We start from the raw sequence: 5,296 nt of genomic DNA on the forward strand, positions 1-5,296 counted from the left end.
GGTACAGCACCGGCACCAGCACTTCTTCGCCGTTGACCACGCTCTTTTCCAGCCAGACGATGTCGTGGGTCAAGGCCGCGACTTGTTCGGAAGTCAGGTTTACCCCCACGGCCAGATTCAGCGTTTGCTTGCTGGCGATGGCGTTGTCCATCAGGTGTTTGAACAGTTTCTCGTCGGTGGTTTGCCCGTCAAGAAAGCGTTGACCGGTGCGTGCCACGACGGCTTGTTGGACCAGGCGCTGTTCGTAGAAACCATCGCCAAGGCGCTTGGCGCTCTCGTCCGGGTTGTAGCCCAGGCCAGAGAGCAGGTAGTCCGAGCTCATGAATTGCTTCATGTCGGTGAGCACGGGGTTGGTTTCGATCAGGTATTTATGCGCTTGCGACACGCCGCTTCTATCGGGCAGGCCTTGCACGCGGCTGATGGCTTGGGCGCCTACCGCGCTCGGTGGTGCACTGGCTTGAATCGCAACGGTGGCCGGGGCGTCATGCGGTGCTGGGCCTGGGAGCGAAGCCGGGCCCTCAGGTGCGGTGACCACAACCCGGGCATCTCGCTCAACCAGGGTCGGGGAAAGGTCGGCGCCGGGTTGGGCGCTGCCACTTGGGTTCAACGCCGCGATACCGTCGACATGCGCGATACCGCCAGCTGTCGTGCGGCCGGGCTGTTGCACGACAGCATCGGCACTGCCGACGCCGGCAGCGTTGACCGCGCGTGCACTGGCATCAATGCTGCCTGCGGTACGGGCCGCGACGCTCAGTGCGTGGGTGCTTGCGGACACCTGGGCGACGTCGCCCAGTTGAAGCGTGCGTGCCGAGTTCGCTGGAAGGGTTTGTTGACGTTGCGCCAGGTCGACGCTCGCGCCGCCGAGTGTCCAGGTCTGCGGGCCTGTAGTGCCTTGGGCCGCTTGCCCTTGGGTGGCGCCCTGCCCGCTCAGGCGGAACAAGCCGTTCTGACCGGTAGGCAAGGTGAAGCCTGGCAGGCTTACTGGGTTGACTTGCCGTTGCGCCAGGTCCGGTCGCAGTTGCGCGTTGATGGAAATGGCGGTGGAGTGGCCGCTGCCCGCGCCGGTCTCTGCCTTGGTACGGCCTGCCGCCACATAGGCGTAGTACGGGCGAATCACGCTGTTGTTGATGTTCTTGGCCGCGCTGAGGGCGACATTGCCGCCGGCCTGGATGATGGCGTCATAAGAGCCGCCATCTGTATTCGTCGTGGTGGTGGTTCGAGAACGCTCGCCGCCCCACATCAGTGCGATTGCGTAGGCAAGCTCACCCTCGACGGTCGCCGTAGGGGTGGTTGCGTTTCGAGCATTGAAGTTGGCAACGCGGGCACTGGTCTGGGCAAATTCCTTGACGTAACTCACATGGGTGTGGCTCGTCTTGATCTCTTGCGCCTGTACGCCCTGGTTATTGATGGTGTCGGCGTTTGCCGCGAGGTTGCCTGTGGCACCGATCGTACTGCTCAGGTTGTTGAGGGTCTGGGCGTTGATCTGCAGGTCAGCGCCGCTGCTGAGTGACGAGGCAAGGCTGCTCTGGGTGACCGTCAGTCGATCGATTTCGTCAATTTGCCACAGGCCGTTGCGGCTGCTGCTGCTGCGATAATCGCAGCCGATCACGGCAATTTGGCCACAGGGAAGCTCGGTGATTTTCACCGCGCTTTTTGCATGGCGCGAATACTCCAGCACATCCCGCACGTTGTTGACGGTCATGGCGTTGACCGTCAGGTTCTTCACGCTCTCGACAGTGCCGGAGCGGTTATCCAGCAGGTCGGCCTTGCCCTGGTTCGGGTCCTTGGCGATCAGTACGTCACCCAGGCCATAGACGTCGGCGTAGGCGTTGGTGAAGCTTTTGGTCAGCAACTGCATGTCGCCGCCACTGGTGATCAGACCGTGGTTGTTGACCAGCGTGTCAGTGGTGAGCCTAAGGTCGGCGCCCGTCGCCAAGGTGCCGGTGTTGTTGACGCTCCCGGCCGTCAATCGCAGGGTGCCTGCCGAGGTCAGGCGCCCTGCGTTGGTGAGTTGGCCGCTGACCTGGAAGGTGCTGTCTTGCCCCCCGGCAACGCTGGCCGTGGTGCCCAAGTTCAGCTGCGCGGCATTCAAGCCAAGGTTGCCCAGGCTGCTATAGCGCCCATTGCCAGCATAGGTGCCGCTGAGGGTCAGATTGGCCGTGCCGTCGCTGGCGATCAAGCCGTCATTGGTCCAACTGCCACCGGTGCCCGTCAGGCTGTCAGAGGCCAGCAGTTGCCCACCCGCGGTCTGGTTCAGGTTGTTGACGTTGACCGTCAAGCGCCCGGCCTGGATCACGCTGCTGTTGGTCCAGGTATCCGCCGCCAGGGTCAGGCCGCCGCGTGTCACCACATCGCCGCCCGCCTCGATCAGGTTGGCAGTGGCGATATCAAAGGTGCCAGTGCCTGCGTGCAGCACGCTGCCGCCCTGGTTCTGGAAGCCCGTGGCATTCAGGGTCAGGTCGGTGTTGGCGGTTTCCAGTCGTCCATTGCGGTTATCAAACGCACCGCCGAGCTGGAATTGGGTTGTGCCGCCATTGCCCAGGGCGCGCAGTTGCCCGCCTTGGTTGTCGACACTTGCGGCGGCTACGTTCAGGCTGCTGTCGCTTTCAATCACCCCACTGCGGTTGGTCAGCGCACCCCTGGCACTCAGGTCAATGGCCCCCCCCGCGATCTGCCCGGCGTTGTTATCCAGGCTCTGGCCAGCCACGCGCACCAAACCTTTGGCGAACACGCCGCCGTTGGCATTCGCGAAATAGTTGGCGTTGACGACGGCGTCGCCGGTCTGCGCAGCGATGCGGCCATTGCGGTTATCGATGCGGTTGGCGAGCAGGTTCAGGCCTTGGGCCTGGATAACGCCGCCTTGGTTGTTCAGGCCAGCGGCCAATTTGGCCTCCAGCACGCCCTTGAGGCTGGCCAATGTGCCGCCTTGGTTATCGACATCGCCGCCGATGTCCAGCGCCAGGCCGGTCTGGCCCAGCACCGAGCCCTTGGCGTTGTTCAGGCCGGCGGCGTGCAGTTGCACGTCGGCGCCCTCGCTGTAGATCAGGCCGCCGGTGTGGTTTTGCACCATGCCGGCGGTGGTGATCGCCACCCGCTCCTGGCCTGCGACAGTCCCGCGTTCGCTGTTGTCCAGGCCACCGGTGAACAGGGTCAGCAGGCTTTGGCTGACGATCTGGCCGTCGGCGTTGTTGTAAACCTGATTGGCGCGTTTCAACAGCAAAGGCCCGGTGCTCGCCAGTTTGCCGCCGCTGTTGTTGAGGTTGCCGAGCAGGTCGAGGGTCAAGCCGCCATTGGTGATGAGGCTGCCGCCGTTGTTACTCAGGTCGGTGCCGGTAAAGATGAAGGCCTGTTGCGCGGTGATGCTGGCTTGGTTGGCCAGGGTGGCGGCTTGCACCTCAAGTTCGGCGCCGCTTTCGATCAAACCGCCGTCGCCGTTCACCAATGCGCCGCTCACCGCCAGCGTTTGCCCAGTGCCGCTGGAGAGCACGCCTGCGCCGCGGTTATCCAGGCTGGCGGCGCTGACGTCCAAGCGCCCTTGGCTGACGACGGCACCTTGGCTGTTGTTTTGCAGTGCACCGCTCAGGCGCACATCAATTGCGCCGTTACGGCTCGACAGCGTGCCGTGGTCGCGGTTATCGAGGTTGCCCCCCTTGACGCTCAGGCCTTGCCACCCGCTCAGCAAGCCCTGGGTGGTGTTCAGCAGGGTGTCCGCGTTGACGCTAAGCGTCTGGCTGCTGATCAGCTTGCCGCCGGTGTTGTCTAGGCTGCGCGCGGTCAGGGAGAAGCTGTGCTGGCTGGAGATTTCGCCGCCCTGGTTGTTGAGGTCGCGCAGGTTGTTCAGGGTCAGCGGGCCGTTGGCAAGCAGTAAGCCGTTACGGTTATCCAAGTCACTGTTGTTGAGGTCGAGGGTCACGCCCTGCTCGCCGACGATGCGGCCGCCCGCCAATGCCAAGGCGTTAAGGCCAACGGCCAGCTCGCCTTTGGCCGAGACTTCGCCACCGCTGCCGGTATTGAGGCTGGCCGCCATCAGGCGCAGGCTGCCTTTGCTGTTGATCAGGCCGCCTGCGGTGTTATCCAGCGCCATCGCATTAAGCGTGACGGCGGCCCCTAACAAGCTGCCGTTGCGGTTATTCAGGTCAGCACTTTGCAGGGTCAATACTTGAGCCGCATTGACCAAACCTGCATCGGCGTTGTTCAGCAGACCGGCGCTGGTCAGTTGCAGGTCGCTGCGGCTGCTTAGGGTGCCGCCACGGTTGTCCACGGCTGCCGCGTGGGCATCGAGGCTAGCAGCGCCGATCAGGCCTTTGACGTTGCTCAGGGCTTGGTTGATGCGCAAGGTCAGGCCTTGGTTGCTCAGCAGTTTGCCGTTGCTGTTGTCCAGGCTTTGCGCGGTCAGGATGAAGGCCTGGCCGCTGGAGATTTCGCCGTTCTGGTTGGTGACGGTGTTGAGGTTATTGAGCAGCAACGGGCCCTTGGCATTGAGCAAGCCACCGGTGTTGCTCAACGCGCCGTTGTTCAGGTCCAGCCTCAAGCCGGCATTGCTGAACAGCTTGCCACCTTGCTGGTCCAGCCCGGTGACGCTGGCGGTCACGCCCTTTTCGCCGCCGATACTGCCGCCATTGTTCAGTTGCCCGGTGGTCAGCGCCAACGTGTCGCCACTGTTGAGGCGCCCGCCCTGGTTGTTCAGCACGCCGGTGGTGACCGCGACCGGGCCTTTGCCACTGAGGGTGCCTTGCTGGTTGCCCAGGCTGGCACTGCGCAGGGTCAGGTTGCCGTCGGTGACTAATTTGCCGTTTTGGTTGTCCAGGCTGCCGGTCACGGCCACGCTCAAACCTTGGGCACTGGAAAGGCTGCCTTTGTTGTTAATCAGGCTTCGCGCCTTGACGCTCAGTGCGTCTTCACTGCTCAGCACGCCTTGGCTGTTGTCCAGGTCGCCGGCCAATTCCAGCATCAGCGGTTGTTCGCTGAGCAGCTTGCCGCCCGTGTTGTCCAGCGCGGTGCCGGTGAGGCTCAAGCGCTGGCCGTGCAACTGGCCGAGGGTGCGGTTGATGACTTGATCAACCGCCAGGTTCAAGCCGTCAGCCGCAAACACCACGCCCTTGTCGCTGTTGTTCAACTGCTGGCCGGTAACGCTGACGTCGGCGTTGCCGGTCAGTTCGCCAGCACGGTTGTCGATCGAACCCACGTCGAGTTTCAGCGCTTTTGTCGCGCCTACCAGACCGTTGCGGTTGTCCAGATTAGCGCCGCGCAGGTGCAGGCCTGCGGTGCTGATCAGCTTGCCGTTCTGGTTGTCGAG

1 pseudogene is annotated in these 5,296 nt (G+C 63.3%); it reads right to left on the reverse strand.

Going from position 1 to position 5,296, the window contains the following annotated elements:
* Positions 1-5,296 (reverse strand): annotated as a pseudogene (locus FW764_RS27920) (hypothetical protein); the annotation flags it as partial.

The sequence above is a fragment of the Pseudomonas sp. 1152_12 genome, assembly GCF_052850675.1.